Origin of the sequence: Planomicrobium sp. MB-3u-38 (assembly GCF_002836425.1) — a bacterium.
In the GTDB taxonomy this organism is placed as follows: domain Bacteria; phylum Bacillota; class Bacilli; order Bacillales_A; family Planococcaceae; genus Planococcus; species Planococcus okeanokoites.
In genome coordinates, this window is record NZ_PJBO01000060.1 from 356,306 (window position 1) to 371,546 (window position 15,241).

Below are 15,241 nucleotides of genomic sequence, written 5' to 3' on the forward strand. Positions count from 1 at the left end.
CATGCAAATTAAAAGGAGAGTCGAGCTCCTGAAAAGTTCGTTTTGCGGAAAGTCACCGCACTTCCTCACGCAGGTCCTAACCTGATCGAGTCATAAGGGATCGGAGCTTTCGCTCGCATCTCAGCTAAATAAGCACCCCCAGTGCAGAAAACGGTATGCGGTTTTTGTGTTCGGGTTGACCCGATGGCTTCAGTGTAAATGAACGTGGAAAAGAAGTAAAGACCAGTAAATGAAAAAAGGAAGTTTGATTGAAATTTGACGCGCTTGATGCAGGGTTGCGCAAGAGAATTTTATTTGTATGATTTCAGGGTATAGCAAGAATACCGGAAAAACCAATGCGTGAGCGGAAGGGAGAATCCTATGGGCTTATTGTTTACCATATTAACACTGTTGATTTGTCTTTTGCTGTCGAATGTCATCAGTAATTATATCCCTTTTATCCCTGTGGCTCTGGTTCAAGTATCACTTGGCCTGATGCTGGTGCTGATGTTTGAGGGGATTTCGCTTGATATCGAAACTGAATGGTTCTTGCTGTTGTTTATTGCTCCGCTCTTATATAATGACGGCCATAATTATCCACGAGAAGAATTGTGGAGGATGAGAGGGCCGATTCTGGGCAACGCGGTTTTCCTCGTATTTTTGACGACGATTGTGGGCGGTTTGTTCATTCATTGGATGATACCTGAAATTCCGCTTGCTGCAGCATTTGCGCTTGCGGCTATTTTGTCTCCGACAGACCCAGTCGCGGTTAACGGCATTGCAAAACGAATCCATTTGCCAAAGGGTGTCCTGAATCTGGTCAGAGGAGAATCGCTGATCAATGATGCATCCGGACTTGTCGCGTTCAATTATGCAGTGGCGGCAGTTGTAACGGGTTATTTTTCATTACAGGAAGCGGTTCTGGACTTTTCTTATAAATTTGTGGCAGGCGGAATTTTCGGACTGGTACTCGCATTATTACTTATCGGCATCCGCCTGACGCTTCGGAAGCAAGGGATAACCGATGTGACATTTCATACACTTCTTCAGATTCTCACACCTTTTATCATCTTCATGATTACGGAAGACATTTTGCAGGCTTCCGGCGTAATCGCCGTCGTAGTGGCCGGGATCGTCCATTCTCTGGTACGGGACCAGACAGCGACACTGGTCGCAGAAGAACAAGTTGTGACAGAAAACATATGGACGATTATTCTGTTTATCCTGAACGGTATTGTGTTCCTGCTGCTCGGCATGAGTCTTCCGACTTCGATGAGCGGAATATTGGAAGATCCGGGCAGAGGATATGGGCTGGTATTCTTTTATGTTTTCGCTGTTGGAACTGTGATCTTAGGCATTCGATTTGTGTGGGCATATTTGTTTTCCATATATGAATTTCGCCGCGGAAAAATGCCCGACGCCCCGAAGCCGAATTTAAAAACAGCCTTGCTGATCAGCCTGACAGGTGTCCGCGGCACTATTACCATGGTCGGCGTGTTGTCGATACCTTTTCTGATGGAGAACGGTGAAGGTTTCCCTGAGCGACCGCTGCTTTTATTTCTTGCCGCAGGAACAATCCTGTACACTTTGCTGTTGGCCACTATTTGTCTGCCGCTGTTGAGCAAGAGTCCCGAAAAGCGGCAAAGAGAAACAGGAAAGATCAGTCTGGAAGAAGCCAGAAGGCGGGTACTGCTCGCTTCTCTTAAAAAAATCCGTCATGAAATGAATGAAGAAAACGAAGCGGCGGCTTATGATTTGATCGATGAATACAAATGGAGATTTGAGCAGCTTCAGCCTGCTGAAGGCACAAATGCGAAAGTGGATAATGAATTGGAGCGAAAACTTAAAGAAATCAGACGCCGTGGATTGAAAGCGGAAAGGAATTTCATCCAGAAAACCAAAGAAAACGGAAATATGGACCAGGATATATACGAAGCATTCGAAAAATCGTTCGATCGCCGGGAGGAAGCCGCCTCAAACAATGTCCGGACGGTAACTTTTTATTTGCAGGGGAAATTGAGAAGGGCGTGGAAACGTTTCAAGGGCTATCATCCGGAGGCGATTGAAAACCGGCCAGAACCTTTTCCGGAAGGTCGGAAACATCAAAGGGAAGCGATGATGGCCGCGATACAAGATCTGGAAAAGGTGAAGGATAAATTGGGTTATAAGGAATTGGTGAATGAAGTGATTTCTGATTACAGGCAAAAAATCAGCCGCTTAAATAATCCCGGCTCGATGAGTGCCAAAAAATATGAACTGCAAAAAGAGGAGCTCCGGATCAATGTACTGGATACCGGGCGCTCTGAAATTTTCCGGCTATATGAATCAGGAGTTATCACCAGAAAAGAAGCGCGAGACTTAAGGAGATTTATCAATCACATTGAAAGTGTTACTTTATATGAACAAAATGAATAAACCTGTTTAATGGGAGTCTTTAAAGAGAATCTCGAATTAAGAGCATATTTATTGTGTTCATGCATAAACCGGCGTAAAATTCCCATTAGTCACCAAATTTATAGGGGCTTTATTAAAAAGAAATACAGATGAAAATCGATTGATTTAAACTATATAACTATCTGGTTAGCAGAAAGGATGGTTTTTGATATGACAGTAAAAGTGAAAGTATATTCGGATTATGTTTGTCCGTTTTGTTTCCTGGCAGAACAGCCATTAGAGGAAGCGATCAAAGGGAAAGATGTGGAAGTTGAATGGATGCCTTTCGAGTTGCGTCCAGCTCCAAATCCGACATTGCGCCCTGAAGATGATTATCTCCAAACGACTTGGTCGCAGTCGGTCTACCCGATGGCTGAGCAGATGGGAATCGAGATAGTTCTTCCGGATGTGTCACCCCAGCCGCATACCCATTTGGCATTTGAAGGGTTTCAATATGCCAAAGAAAAAGGGGAAGGCACTGCCTATAATGAACGCATGCTGAAAGCCTTTTTCCAGGAGAGCCAGGATATCGGTGATGTCGATGTATTGACGAAACTGGCAGGGGAAGTCGGCTTGGATGAAAAAGAATATCGTGAAGCACTTGAGTCCCGTAAGTACAAAGAAGCTCACGAACAGGCACTTGAGCATTCTTATGAAGAGGCTGAGGTAACTGCTGTACCGACATTCGTGATCGGCGAGACAAAAATCGCCGGCATCCATACGAAAGAGACACTCGAACAGCTGATTGACGAAGAACTGCAGAAACAAAAGCCTAAAGTCTTGTTTGAAGGAATGGCTTGTGGACCAGGCGGTTTCTGCTAATACTACCAGAAGAGGTGTAAACCTATGACGAATAACAATAAAACGATTTTAAAGAATAATGATTGGGTAAAAGGCATTTCCCGACATGGTGAAATGATCATCGGTTTTGTAGATTCGATGAGTTTGGAACAAGAGGCAGTCTATGTTGTTGTGGCTGAAAGTGATAACGAAGAGCTGATCGGCAAAACGATTCCGATGCATTTTAATCAAGTGGAAGTCATTCCGACGGCGACAAGCAAAAATGCCGGCGAGCTTGAGTTTTTGATTGACCTGGCTTTGGCGACTGGTGATAAAGAATGGTTCGAAGAACTGTCTGCTGAATTGAATGAGAAGAAGCAAGCGGTTAATTAAGAAAAGCAGACTGAGAAGATGGTAATTCAAGAAAGAGCAGCGGTGTAATTGAGCCGCTGCTCTTTTTGATTGATTGTTTAAGCCCTAAAACCAATGTATTGATAGATGAGTAATATTCTCATATTGATGCGTAAGAGATCTAAAAGAGGGTATTGAAGATTATAGTGAAATAATCTTGGTTAAATTATCACAAAAATAAATGACAAAGCAGGTGTTAAGATATGAATGAAGAGACTACGATTTTAAAAACAACTGATTGGGTTAAAGGGACTTCGATTAAAGGTGAAATGGTTATTGGATTTATCGATTCGCTGAGCATGGTGCAGGGCGCTGTATATGTAACGGTTGCCAATAGTGATAATGACGCCATTGTAGGTTTGACGATTCCGCTTGCGGTCCAGCAGGTTGAAAGTTTGCCGCTTACTGCTCCGAAAGATACGGTACAGCTTGAGTACCTTATTGATCTGGCTTTGCAGACGGGTGATAAAGAGTGGTTTGAAGAGTTGACTGGTGAGTTGAATGGAAAGGGAAAGAAGTTAAATGAAATAATCTAAGTTAAAATAGTAGGTCTTTACAACAGCAGCAGGCAAAAGGTGCCATGCTGTTTTTTGTTTTGAAGAATTTAAAAAATTAATATCTGTTACTTGAATAACTCATCAAGTGCTAAAAACTTGCCGGAATTTGAATGGGAGAAGTCATCCTCTATAGGATGTACTTCTCCTTTCTTTTAATATAAATTAGTTTTTAAAATGAAAAAATATAATATACACTAGCTGAAAATCTGCTCGTTCCTCACAAATACTTCTGGCTTCGAACAAGTGCTTTCCATATGATGATACACGCCATCCCGTGATGAAGTTAAGAAGCCGTGCATCGCTTCCAATACATGATAAGCTAGTTGGCCGTTCGCTCGGTGCGTTTTGCCGTTCAGTATGGCATATGCCATGTCAGCAACACCAATGCCGCGGCCGTTCTCCTGGAAACTGGATATCAAAGGGATGTCGGTAAAGTTTTCTTCATCTTTTTTGCGCAGCCGCACCGGTCCGCCGAAATTATTGGGATCTGGAACGAGCAAAGTGCCTTCGCTTCCGTAGATTTCAATTGGCGGCAGGGTGGACCCGCCGAAAGCATCGAAACTGGAGGTTAGGGTACCGATCGCACCGGATGCAAAATCGATTGTTCCGGCTATATGTGTTTCAGTAGAAACGGTGATTTTCTGGCCGGCGTTCGGTTCACTCAGGATGGTCCGTTCCGGATAACTGATGCGCGCAGATCCCGCAATACGTTGGATGGGGCCGAGCAGAGCGATTAAAGCGGTTAAATAATAGGGTCCCATGTCAAACAGCGGACCACCGCCATTTTCATAATAGAAAGCAGGGTTCAGGTGCCAATGTTCATGTCCGCGGCTGATTACAAAAGCTGAAGCACCGATTGGGATGCCAATTTCGCCGTTTTCAATCAAATGCAGTGCGGTTTGTATTCCCGCTCCCAGGAATGTGTCCGGGGCGCCGCCGACCAATAAGCCTTTTTCCTGTGCTTTGTCCAACACCTGCTTGGCTTCCTGCAGGCTGATTGCCAGCGGTTTTCCCACATAGACATGTTTGCCGGCTTCCAATATTTGAAGGCAAACTTCAGCATGCACTTTCGGAAGCGTTAAATTGATGACCAGATCGATTTCCGGATCGGCCAGCAATTCCTGTACGGAGCAGGCTTTCGGAATGCCATATTGATCCGCTTGGGAGCGGGCCCGATCCAGTTCCAAATCTGCACAAGCTGTAAGCGATAGGTGTTTGTATGCCGGGATATTCTCCATATAGATGGAACTTATGTAGCCGCAGCCGATAATGCCGATTTTCATTGTGCGCATATTACTCCTCCTTCACTGGCTGTCGCCCATGCCGGTATAGTTTCCGGCATTTCCAGAAGATGCATATTTGTGATTGTTTGAATCTCTGTAGAGTGTTTTTCCTTCAGCCGCCCATAAAAATCCTCTTTTCATCATCAACGAAACTTCAGGCATCGCCATGATATCTGCTGAATGGCCCAGCGAATTGTAGAATACGCGCCCGGCGCCCCAGCGCTTTGTCCAGACAACCGGCATGTCGACAGCTTTGTTTGGGGTATGCGGCCCTTCTGCAACAGGGAAGCGGGTGGTGGCCAGCACTTCTACTGCCGGATCGATATGCAGATAGTATTGTTCGCTGACGACTGTGAAATCGTTCAATCCTTCTAAAAGGGGGCTCGAAGAATGTTTGATATTGATCATATATTCGATCCCGTCATTGCCTGGATGTGCGACCCAATTGCCGCCGGTCATAAATTGCCAGTCCACATTTTTTCGGAAAGAATCGCACATGCCGCCGTGGCTGCCCGCCAGTCCAACACCGCTGATGACAGCTTCCGAGATTTTGCGGACATATAGTGGAGCGATTTCACCCATCGTCCAGTTGGGGACGATCAAATCAAGCGCTTTTAGCTTTTCAGCATCTGCGTATGCGTCAAGTGTATTCGAGATTTCTACGTCGAAGTTTTCGGCAACGAGCAGTTCTTTATAAATTTTTGCTACTTGTTCCGGCTCATGGCCTTCCCAACCGCCTTGGACGATCAATGCTTTTTTCTTCACGGACTCAACACCCCTGTCGGTTCATATTTGTTTTTAAAGGCTGAATACTTCAATCCACTTTCTTTCCTTAATGGATAATTCGACAGCTTCAAGAACATGCTGGCATTTGACGCCATCGTTGAAATTAGGGACCGGCTGGTGGTCTTCCTGAAGTGCATCCATGAATTCCACGAAAGCGTGGGTAAATGTATGTTCATAGCCGATCGGATGTCCGGCTGGCCACCAGGCGCCAGCATAGGCATGCGCCGGATCGGTTGCGAGTACGCGGCGGAATCCTTGGACGTCATCCTGGTCGTCGGTGAAATAAACCTGCAATTCGTTCATTCGTTCAAAGTCGAAAATGACACTGCCTTTGCTGCCGTTGATTTCAAAAGAGTTTGTGCTGCGGTGTCCTGTTGCGAAACGGGTGGCTTCAAAACTGCCTAATGCGCCGTTTGCAAAGCGGGCCATGAACAGTGTCGCGTCGTCAACAGTAACAGGACCGGTTTTGGCTGAATGTCCGCCTGTTGCCGATAAACCAGCCGTTTCATCCGGAAGCGGCCGCTCTTTTATGAACGTTTCACTCATGCCGATGACATCAGCGATATCTCCAATAAGAAAATGGGCCATGTCGATCAGATGCGCTCCTAAATCACCATGCGCTCCGGAACCGGCAATTTCTTTCTGAAGCCGCCAGGCGAGGGGGAAGTCAGGGTCGACCAGCCAGTCCTGTAAAAACCAGGTCCGAAAATGATGGATGTCGCCCAATCGGCCACCGTCTATCAACTTTTTCGCCAGCAGCACAGCAGGGGCAAAACGGTAATTAAAGCCGACCATATGCTTTACGCCTGCTCCTACTGCCGCTTCCAGCATTTCACGTGAATCCTTCAGTGAAAGGGCCAAAGGTTTTTCGCAGTAGAGGTGTTTTCCGGCATCCGCCGCTGCGATTGCAATTTCCTTATGGGCGTTGCTCGGAGCGTTGATGTCGATCAAGTCGATATCATCCCTGGATACAAGATCTTTCCAATCGGAAGTATATTCTTCCCAGCCAAATTGCGTGGCGGCAGCTGTGACAGCATCAGTATTGCGGCCGCAAATCACTTTCATGTTCGGTTTTATGCGGTCCGGGAAGAACATAGGCAGCGCCCGGTAGCCGTTGCTGTGTGCTTTACCCATGAATTTATAGCCGACCATACCGATATTCAATGAATTCATCAAATCATCCCCTATCTTTGTTTACTTGCTAAACAAACTTGGCTTTATTTTCTCGAATATTTAAAATTCTGTCAAATTTAAGAATTCATTTTTAGGATTTTTTTAGAAAATATACTATTTCTGCAAGGAAAGAGGAATCAGAGGGTATCGGATAGAATAAAACAAAAGGTGCCATCGAATAGGCTTTTGATTTGGAACCATTTATAGATTAAAAGGGGATGAAGAGAATGACAGCACGTACATTGGATGTAACAATGCAGAAGATAGAGAAGGAAATCAATGATAATCCTGAACCGATTTCAGGCATGGATACGGTTTATAAGTTTGAGATCGATGGGGAAGTATTTCAGATGCGGTTAAAAGATCAAAAAGCCGAACTTTTATCTGAATCGGATAAACAAGTGGACTGCACACTGAAAATGTCGTATGACAATTTCCAAAAATTCCTGAATGGCAAATTGAATGGCATGACTGCTTTCATGACGGGGAAATTGAAGATTGATGGAGACATGACTAAAGCATTGAAGCTTGAAAGCGTCGTCAAAAAATACGACTTGAACATCTAATTGATTGTGCAGATAGACGGAAGCCGGCTTAGCGAAAAACGCTGAGCCGGTTTTTTATGGAAAACTTCCGATAAGCCAACTATTTTCAGAATTATTCGAACTATATATTGAAAACATACGTTCTGTTTGGTATGATGTGTTTACTTAGATATGGGATGGCGGATCACTTTGCCGCTTGTTTAACTGATGCCTCTTCAATAAAGACATTATAAATTTGGAGGAGGATTTTTATGTTTCAATCAGCAAAGGAATTGGAAAATCTCTTTAACACGGAAGCAGCTTTCTACAAACTCCAGACACACGGCAAAATTCATCTCTGCCGCAGTCTTGCGGCAGTCCGGAGAAAGGGCGCAGAAATTGAAGAGGAACCGGATGCGTTGTTTGTGTTGCTGAACCCGGGGAGATGTCTGCCGGTTGACGGTGAAGAAACCATTTCAATGCTAACCGGAGAAGTGGAAGTTCTCCCTATGCTGCAGGCAACACCTGACAATACGATGTATCAGCTGATGTGGCTGATGGATCGGATGGGGTGGAATCATATCGAGATCATCAATCTGACCGATGTATTAACAGGGAAGTTTGAGGATTATTTGGAATGCCAGGAATGGATGAAGCTTCATCATGACAATCGACACAGCATCTTTTCCATTGACCGCTATCCTGAGCTGTTGGAGCGTGTAGAAAAAGCGGGTGTGGTCATTGCGGGATGGGGCACCAAATTGAAGATATCATCCGCTGCGGAGGAAGCGAATATGATCTTGTGGGAAATCGCTGAAGTAAAAGGTCTGCGATACAAGCAGCACCCACTTTATTATCATCCGTTTCCTTGGCTGCAAACTAAATGTGTCATGTGGCTGGATGATATGGAAGAGCAATTGAAACGTGTAGGTGAAGTTGTTTGATAGGTATTTAAAGAGAGGGAATAAACATGAATCCTTAAATAAGATTGAATTGTCTGAAAATATAGGTTAAGTTTAGAGTAACTTATATATAAGGAGATGATTGGATGGCAGATTGGCTGACCAGTTTACAAACGGAGACACCGCAACAGGGATTTGAACTTGCATTGGTATTGGCGAGAAAAGGGGTGGCATATACGCAGACTTCTGCAGAAGTACGTGAACGTCTGCGCCCGGAATATGCGGAAAACGCCGACAGCCTTACAATGGCTTCGCAAGTTGTAGCAATACATTTCCAAACAGTCGCCGCGGCAAACGGTTACTGGAGATGAAAATAGGAAAGCCGCAGCTGGATAATCACCAGTTGCGGCTTTCGTTTGTTTTATGACTGTCAAATCGATTCGTTTACCTGCTGCGGATTTTCGACAGCAGACGAAGAATCTCCAGGTAAAGCCATACTAAAGTGATCAGCAGACCGAAAGCCCCGTACCATTCAAAATACTTGGGCACCCGGCTGGCCGCGGCGTTTTCGATAAAGTCGAAATCAAGCACCAGGTTCAGTGCGGCAATAATGACGATGATGACACTGATGGCGATGCCGATTGGGGACGAATCGTGCAGATAAGGGACATTGAATCCGAAGAATCCACCAATGAACGATACCAGATAGACAAGGAAAATAGCGCCAGTTGCAGCTATTACGCCCATCCGGAAGTTTTGGGTAACCTTGATCAAGCCGGATTTATAAACTAACAGCAAACTGAATAACACAGCTATGGTCAACAATACCGCCTGAAAGACGATGCCTCCGTATTGGGCTTCGTATTGAGCGGATATTGCACCAAGGAACAGCCCTTCAAGCAAAGCATACAGCGGTGCTGTAAAAGGGGAAACTTTTGGGACGAATATAGTGATCAAAGCCACAATCAGCCCGCCGATTGCGCCTATCAAGATAAGCGGCAAAACGCTGCCGGGATTTTCGACAAATTGATTCCAGGAATAGACGAATGTGGCCAATACCAGAAGGATCAGGATAAATGTTCTGTTGACTGTACCGCCGATTGTCATCGTTTGGCCCGAACCGACCGTATCGAATTTTTCAAATGCTTCTTTTTTCAAACTTGGATTTCCGCTTCTCAAAAATTTTCACCTCTTCATATTTACGTGCAGTTTCATTATATCCTTCAGTATGAAATTGACCAAACAACTTTTGTTACATAAACAGCCATTTCTAACTTTGCTTTATTCTGACAGATAAAACATGTATAAAGAGCTATGTATTAAATTGACAAACAAACCTTTCCTCCTATTCAAAATATATTGAATTATTTATACAATTTAAAAGTACAAAATAATATTTAGGGGGACGAATGATGTTGAAAGTATTATCTACATCCGCAATAACGCTTGCCTTAGTGGGCGGCGCAGTATTCGCTGGCGTAAACAACAGCGACTCAACTGTTGAAAAAGTCAGCCATAAAAGTGAATTGAGCCTGGCTCATTATGTTGGTGCTTCACCAGAACTCGCAGATCAGGCGAAGGAATTAGGAATTGATCTGTCCAAAGCTGATCCTGCTGAAAAATTGGCAAACAATAACGGCAAAAAATTTGAGGCGCCTGGTGATAACCACGCTGCTTACAATGTGACAGAAGGCGATGTACCGGTACTCGTGCTTTTAGCAAAATATAAAGACGGTGACGAGCCAATCGGTGACATGCCAGGCCAAGTGCCGGCTGAATATTACGAAGACCTGATTTTCGGTGATGAGTACAATCCTTATGAACTGGAACAGTTCAAACAATATGCTGAGCATAATGGCGTTGCCGTGCCGACGGACCGTACGATGCAAAATGTATATAAAGAGTCCAGCAATGGCAAAGTTAACCTGGTACGTAAGGAAAACACCGATTTTGCTTGGGTCGAATTGCCAAAAGGCGCTTCTTATTATTTGGATCAGGAAGGCACATATGCTGAAAATGGCAAATATCTTTTAGGCAACGCTAACGGAGATGCCCATACAGGTGAATTTGTCCGTGATTTGCTGAAAGCGGCAGATGATCAGATCGACTTTTCTGAATACGCTGTTGACGGCGAAGTGCCGAATATCTTTGTTGTCCATGAAGGAACAGGTGCAGAATTCAGCCGTGACCCGGCGCAGTTCTGGTCACATAAATGGAGTCTTTTGAGCGCATTATTCTACGGCAAGTATTATGAAACAGGTAAAGATGCTGCTACTCATGCAGGAGTGTCACAAGGGGAATGGATCAACGATACTATCGCCAACGAAATGACCTATGACGGCGTACTTGTCAATAACTACAATATCCAGCCGGGAATCGGCGGCAACGTAGCGGGTTATGACGCGGCGACGGATTCTTATGATGAGTCTCTTGCGACAGGGCCATTCCCTGCACAACCTGGCGTTTACGCACATGAATTCGGCCACGCTTTAGGCTTGCCGGATTTCTATGACACAGTTTATTCTTCCGAAGGCGTCGGCAACTATTCAATGATGGCTGGCGGATCTTGGATGCGCTATCCGGATGCTGCGGCTTACTCAGGAAACTCGCCGACTCTATTTGATCCATTCTCGAAAATCTTCCTTGGATGGGCTGATCCGATTGACGTGAAACCTGGTGATGAGCCGCAGACGATTACATTGCCTCCGGTCAACGAAGCGTCAGCTGACAGCGGAATTGTGAAAATGGAAGTCCCTGGTTCAAACGGCACAGAATACTTCCTGTTCGAGAACGTTCAGCAAAAAGGATTCAACCAAGGATTGATCCGCCAAGGTGAAGATGCGCATGGCCTGCTTGCTTGGCATGTGGATGAAAACATCATAAATCTTTATCAGACAGCCGGATTCCGACCTAATAACGTTGAAAACTGGATGAACAAACGCTTCCAGTACAACCAGTCCGAAACAGCTTCTGATGGCACGAAAGTGACGCATTATGGTCTATCTGTGCTTCAGGCTGACGGTAAATATGATCTTGAGAAGAACGTAAACCGCGGCGACGCTGCCGATTTCTTCAAAGCCGGCGATAAGATCACACCGGTTTCAAGTAATGTCCACTCAGGATCTTACTACTTCTGGAAAGGGCAGAATGCGACACCTGCCGATTCAGGGATCCATGTAACGGATATTGTGGAAAACGAAGACGGTTCAATTACAGCCAAGTTCTTCTATAACTCTAATTCAAGCAAAAAATAACTAAGATCAGCAACAAAACCGCGATTCTCTATTGAATATAGAGAGGCGCGGTTTTTTATGTTTGATTATAAGTTTTTAGGCTAATAGATATAGAGGCATCTTAAAATCAAAAAAGAGGGGGGCAGCTATGTTTACTCATCAATTGCTGGTTTTGCTGTTTATCGGCTACATCATTTACACAGTCGACATCAAAAAGAATTTCTTTCCGGTGCCGGTGGTATTGGTGGCTATAGGATTAGGCTTATCATTCATCCCATTCTTTGATGGATTTAATATCTCCAAAGATATTATATTCAATGTTTTTCTTCCGGCCATTCTTTTTACTTCCGCCTACCAATTTCCTTTAAAACAATTAAAGGAAAATATTGGTATTATCATCACTTTGAGTACATTGGGCATGATTGCCACTGTATTTTTGCTCGGACTTTCGATATATCTTGCCGGCGGCTTGTTTACGGCAGTGTCATTTACTGCAGCCTTCCTATTGGCGGCAATCCTTGCGCCTACTGATCCGGTGTCCGTGACAGCTATTCTGAAGGAAAGCAGCGGTGCTGATCAGATTGCTGATGTGGTTGAAGGGGAATCTATGATCAACGATGGTACCAGTATCGTTTTCTTCACTATTTTTCTGACTATGTTTCAGACCGGCGGCGGATTTTCACTCAGTAAATTCATATCTGAACTATTGCTTGTATCGATCGGCGGTATTTTGCTAGGGGTCACTATAGGATGGCTCATGAGCAAAACAATCAGATTTACTAAAGATAAGAAGTATCAGGTGATGCTGAGTATTGTCGGTGCCTATGGCGCATTTTATATCGGGGAAGCAATCGGGGTATCAGGAGTACTTGCAACTGTGGCTGCCGGCATATTTGTGTCCTATGAAATGAGCAAGGAAATCAAGGAGGATAATCTGCAGGAATCGCTTGATGGGTTCTGGGATATAACCACTCCCGTACTGCTTGCAGTGTTGTTTCTTCTCATCGGTATTAGAGGAGCTGAATATCTGGCATTTTCGGGCTGGTGGTTTGCTATTGTGATTTTTATATTTTCCATCCTTGTCCGGTATCTGGTCATTGGCGGTTTTATATACGGGGTCCCGAAATGGAGGCATGAATTTAAAAACGACTTTTCCACCATTACACTTACAACTTGGTCAGGGATAAAAGGGGCGATGTCCATTGCTTTGCTTCTTTGGTTGGAAGAAGCGACTTCCGGCAAAGAAGAAATTTTGGTTTCTCTGTCTTTTGCGGTAATTTTATTGTCCCTAGTAATTCAAAGTGTGGGAATCTATCCATTATCCAAAGTGCTGAAGGATCTGCAATAATTTTATAAAAATTGAAATAAACTCCAATCCCATGTGGCGGGATTGGAGTTTTTTTAATCAAGATTCAGAGCAACAATGCCGATATCAGCGAGTACCTGCTGGCCGGCGGCAGTTGGATGGATGTCATTTTGGATGACGTATTCGGCTTGATTGTCGCCAAATGCAGCATAGGCGTCTGCCACGTATACATTCTCATTCGAAGCTGCCAAAGCTGCGAAGGCCTGATTGATCCCGGGTAGAATGGGATCAGCAACATAATGAAGCGGATCATTCAATTGGAATGGATTATAAACATTATAAAGCACAATTGGTGCATCCGTCAGGGAGCGGGTTTCTGCTATTGCTGCCGCTATATTCGCAAAGACATCATCATTTAAAAGTTTTTGCATCAATAATTGCTGGAACAGCGGTTGTTTACCGCCGCTTTCCAGACCTGCTTCACGCAAAATTTGAAGTAAATCATTATTGCCGATCGTAATGGCTACATAATCAGCGTGGATGACCGCCTGGCGGTATTTCTGATCTGTTTGCAGCGCGCTCAGCAATTGCTCGCTTTGCCAGCCTGGAATGCCCAGATTGCGGACACGTAAATCTTCTGATGCACCGATTAGATATGGATAAGCAGATTTGGCAGGATTCTGGTTGTTTTGCCCGAGATTATAACCGAAGGGAATGGAATCACCAACTGCAACCAGAGATTCTTTTGCCTGTTCGCTTTTGGCGAAGGCAGATGGCGAAACGATCGAAGTCGCCAATAGTAAAACAGTCAGGCTTTTTGTAATTTTTTTCATCAACATTCTCCTTTCAATTTTATTGCAATTTTAGTATAAACTTATTTAATTGAATTGTCTGTAAAATATTTTCGCCAGAAGTTTCCTGTCAAGAGTGACTCTTTATTTATGGTAAGATTAAAGCAATAGAAGGGCAGTTAAAATGGAGGGGCGGAAGGACATTATGAATCTGTTGATTGATAAGGCAGCTTGTTTTGCGGCTGTCAAACATGATGGTCATTACCGAAAAGGGACGCATATTCCTTATATTTCACACCCGTTTGGCGTGGCGTTGATCCTTATGGAAGAAAAACAATCCGACAAAATAATTGCCGCAGGTTTATTGCATGACACGCTGGAAGATACCGAGACAAGTGAAGAAGATCTATTCAAAAACTTTGGCGAGGAAATTCTGATGCTGGTGAAAGCCGCTTCCGAGTCGGATAAGACATTGCCGTGGGAAATCAGGAAACAGCGCACCATTGAAAGGCTCCAATACCACTCCGTAGACGAACTCCATTTAATACTGGCAGACAAACTTCATAATCTGCGATCTATCCAGACGGATGCCAGTAAATTCGGTGACAGCATTTGGGCCCGTTTCAATAGAGGGAAAAGGGAGCAATGCTGGTATTATATGAGCATTGTCCGCGAATTGAAAGACAAAAAGCGTGAAGTGCCGCTGATCAGGAAGCTGGAAGAAGAAACGAACGAGTTGTTCATCGGCAAAAAGAAATTGACACTCCATGACATTCGATTGCTGTTCAACAGTATACAGATCGGCAAGATCTCAAATTATGATGGGTTAAATGAATCCCGGCTGTTGGCATTCGCCCATGAACTGCAGGAAGCTGCCAGGCGGAATGATTGCAGTGAAAGCGAAAGAGACGTTATTCGCAACCTTTTGAAGGAGCGAGGGCTGGACAATGAAATTCAATCCGAGGATGATCCGTTTATCTATGCTTATTTATATGAGTTAAAATTCCGGCTGGGCTGGAATGATGAAACTTTTCTCGATTATTTCAAAATTTATTATTAAAGATGCTTCTATAATTACGCGTA

15 protein-coding genes and 1 riboswitch are annotated in these 15,241 nt (G+C 44.3%); of the genes, 10 read left to right on the forward strand and 5 right to left on the reverse strand.

Features of this window, described 5'->3' with window-relative positions; translation table 11 throughout:
- Positions 1–45: 45 nt before the first annotated feature.
- Positions 46–150, reverse strand: a riboswitch (TPP riboswitch).
- Positions 151–360: 210 nt separating this feature from the next.
- The 4 genes from CXF70_RS12925 (at position 361) to CXF70_RS12940 (ending at position 4,139) form a co-directional block, all read left to right on the forward strand.
- A complete protein-coding gene (locus CXF70_RS12925; RefSeq protein ID WP_101802989.1) occupies positions 361–2,394 on the forward strand; it encodes a Na+/H+ antiporter in 2,034 nt (677 codons plus the stop codon).
- A 189-nt stretch (positions 2,395–2,583) separates the two neighbouring features.
- The gene (locus CXF70_RS12930; protein WP_101802990.1) at positions 2,584–3,234 is read left to right on the forward strand and encodes a DsbA family oxidoreductase; all 651 of its coding nucleotides are present in this window, start codon (positions 2,584–2,586) and stop codon (positions 3,232–3,234) included.
- A 24-nt stretch (positions 3,235–3,258) separates the two neighbouring features.
- The gene (locus tag CXF70_RS12935; RefSeq protein WP_101802991.1) at positions 3,259–3,585 is read left to right on the forward strand and encodes an IDEAL domain-containing protein; all 327 of its coding nucleotides are present in this window, start codon (positions 3,259–3,261) and stop codon (positions 3,583–3,585) included.
- Positions 3,586–3,806: 221 nt separating this feature from the next.
- Positions 3,807–4,139, forward strand: a complete 333-nt coding sequence (locus CXF70_RS12940) for an IDEAL domain-containing protein (protein ID WP_101802992.1) — start codon at positions 3,807–3,809, stop codon at positions 4,137–4,139.
- Between the two features lie 215 nt (positions 4,140–4,354).
- Here CXF70_RS12940 and CXF70_RS12945 read toward each other — a convergent pair whose 3' ends face one another.
- Genes CXF70_RS12945 through CXF70_RS12955 form a run of 3 tightly spaced genes read right to left on the reverse strand, consistent with a single transcriptional unit; the run spans position 4,355 to position 7,402 of the window.
- Positions 4,355–5,452, reverse strand: a complete 1,098-nt coding sequence (locus tag CXF70_RS12945; RefSeq protein ID WP_101802993.1) for a Gfo/Idh/MocA family protein — start codon at positions 5,450–5,452, stop codon at positions 4,355–4,357.
- 12 nt (positions 5,453–5,464) lie between these two features.
- Complete coding sequence (locus CXF70_RS12950) at positions 5,465–6,208, reverse strand: ThuA domain-containing protein (protein ID WP_101802994.1); 744 nt, start codon at positions 6,206–6,208, stop codon at positions 5,465–5,467.
- Between the two features lie 33 nt (positions 6,209–6,241).
- Complete coding sequence (locus tag CXF70_RS12955) at positions 6,242–7,402, reverse strand: Gfo/Idh/MocA family protein (RefSeq protein WP_101802995.1); 1,161 nt, start codon at positions 7,400–7,402, stop codon at positions 6,242–6,244.
- Between the two features lie 227 nt (positions 7,403–7,629).
- Here CXF70_RS12955 and CXF70_RS12960 point away from each other — a divergent pair, with 227 nt between their 5' ends.
- The 3 genes from CXF70_RS12960 (at position 7,630) to CXF70_RS12970 (ending at position 9,199) form a co-directional block, all read left to right on the forward strand.
- A complete protein-coding gene (locus tag CXF70_RS12960) occupies positions 7,630–7,968 on the forward strand; it encodes an SCP2 sterol-binding domain-containing protein (protein WP_158241195.1) in 339 nt (112 codons plus the stop codon).
- Positions 7,969–8,198: 230 nt separating this feature from the next.
- Complete coding sequence (locus CXF70_RS12965; RefSeq protein WP_101802997.1) at positions 8,199–8,870, forward strand: hypothetical protein; 672 nt, start codon at positions 8,199–8,201, stop codon at positions 8,868–8,870.
- Between the two features lie 104 nt (positions 8,871–8,974).
- Complete coding sequence (locus CXF70_RS12970) at positions 8,975–9,199, forward strand: hexameric tyrosine-coordinated heme protein (protein WP_101802998.1); 225 nt, start codon at positions 8,975–8,977, stop codon at positions 9,197–9,199.
- A gap of 73 nt (positions 9,200–9,272) precedes the next feature.
- On the opposite strand, the gene CXF70_RS12975 is transcribed toward CXF70_RS12970, so the two are convergent.
- Positions 9,273–10,007 (reverse strand): Bax inhibitor-1/YccA family protein, encoded by a 735-nt coding sequence (locus CXF70_RS12975; protein WP_101802999.1) that lies wholly within the window; start codon positions 10,005–10,007, stop codon positions 9,273–9,275.
- A gap of 233 nt (positions 10,008–10,240) precedes the next feature.
- On the opposite strand from CXF70_RS12975, the gene CXF70_RS12980 reads away from it, so the two are divergent.
- Both CXF70_RS12980 and CXF70_RS12985 read left to right on the forward strand, forming a co-directional pair.
- Positions 10,241–12,082 (forward strand): M6 family metalloprotease domain-containing protein, encoded by a 1,842-nt coding sequence (locus tag CXF70_RS12980; protein ID WP_101803000.1) that lies wholly within the window; start codon positions 10,241–10,243, stop codon positions 12,080–12,082.
- Between the two features lie 127 nt (positions 12,083–12,209).
- On the forward strand, positions 12,210–13,409 hold the full coding sequence (locus CXF70_RS12985) for a cation:proton antiporter (protein WP_101803001.1): 1,200 nt from the start codon (positions 12,210–12,212) through the stop codon (positions 13,407–13,409).
- A 53-nt stretch (positions 13,410–13,462) separates the two neighbouring features.
- On the opposite strand, the gene CXF70_RS12990 is transcribed toward CXF70_RS12985, so the two are convergent.
- Positions 13,463–14,200 carry a GDSL-type esterase/lipase family protein gene (locus CXF70_RS12990; protein WP_199172829.1) on the reverse strand — a complete coding sequence of 246 codons (738 nt, stop codon included), beginning with the start codon at positions 14,198–14,200 and terminating at the stop codon, positions 13,463–13,465.
- Between the two features lie 163 nt (positions 14,201–14,363).
- On the opposite strand from CXF70_RS12990, the gene CXF70_RS12995 reads away from it, so the two are divergent.
- Positions 14,364–15,218, forward strand: coding sequence for an HD domain-containing protein (locus CXF70_RS12995; protein WP_101803053.1), 855 nt, complete (start codon positions 14,364–14,366; stop codon positions 15,216–15,218).
- Positions 15,219–15,241 lie beyond the last annotated feature (23 nt).